The sequence below is a fragment of the Mesorhizobium sp. M1A.F.Ca.IN.020.06.1.1 genome, assembly GCF_004023265.1.
Taxonomy (GTDB): domain Bacteria; phylum Pseudomonadota; class Alphaproteobacteria; order Rhizobiales; family Rhizobiaceae; genus Mesorhizobium.
Genome location: NZ_RZSR01001391.1, coordinates 1 through 1,035 on the forward strand (window position 1 = coordinate 1; position 1,035 = coordinate 1,035).

At 65.1% G+C, this 1,035-nt stretch carries 1 protein-coding gene; it reads right to left on the minus strand.

Translation table 11 applies throughout. The features are described 5' to 3' along the window. Positions 1 to 117: 117 nt before the first annotated feature. The coding region (locus EOA60_RS34290; RefSeq protein ID WP_206628399.1) for a cbb3-type cytochrome c oxidase subunit I at positions 118 to 1,035 on the minus strand (918 nt) is incomplete at its 5' end.

The following is a 1,035-nucleotide window of genomic DNA, read 5'->3' on the forward strand; positions in this document are numbered from 1 at the left end:
GGCCATGGCCGTGTCCCGCATGGCCGTGACCCCCATGACCGTGTCCCCCATGGCCATGCCCGCCTGACCGTCCAACCCGGTAGGGATCGCGCGCCGCGCTGCCGGCCGTGATGTCGCTCATGCCACGCGCTCCCGTCTGCGCAGCCAGGCAAGCTGTGCGGCCCTGCCGTCGCGGTCTATGCGCTCGACTTCCTCCGCGGAGACTTCGTAGTCGCCGTGCTCTCGCCAGGCGAAGACGACGAAAGTGATATAGGCGCCGATGAAGCCTACGATCGCCAGCCACCAGATGTGCCAGATCAGGGCGAAGCCGATCAGCGTGCTGAAGAAGGCGGTGACGAAGCCGGTCGGGCTGTTGCGCGGCATTTCGATCGGCTCATAGCTTTCGTCCTCGCCGGGCCTTTGCTCCTCCATCGCCCGCTGCTTGATGGTCCAGTAGGGTTCCTCGTTCTCGACATGCGGCAGCCGCGCGTAGTTGAAGAAGGGCGGCGGGGAGGATGTCGACCATTCCAGCGAGCGGCCGTCCCAGGGGTCGCCCGTTTCGTCGCGCAATTCGTCGCGATGCCTGATCGAGACGACGAGCTGCGCGACCTGGCAGGCGGCGCCGACGATCATCACCGCAATGCCGAAGGCCGCCACGACCAGCCACGGCGTCCACAGGTCCATGTCGATATGCTGGAGACGGCGGGTCATGCCGAGCAGGCCGACGATATAGAGCGGCACGAAGACCAGCACGTAGCCGGCAAGGGTGAACCAGAACGCGGCCTTGCCCCAGCCCTCGTGCAGCCGGAAGCCGAAGGCTTTCGGGAACCAGTAGGTGAAGCCGGCGAAGGCGGCGAACAACACGCCCGAAATGATCACATTGTGGAAATGCGCCACCAGGAAGAGCGAATTGTGCAGCATGAAGTCGGCCGGCGGAACCGCGAGCAGCACGCCGGTCATGCCGCCGATGATGAAGGTGGTGACGAAGCCCAGCGCCCACAGCATCGGCGTGTCGAAGCGCACGCGACCGCCATACCTGTATCTTATACACATCCC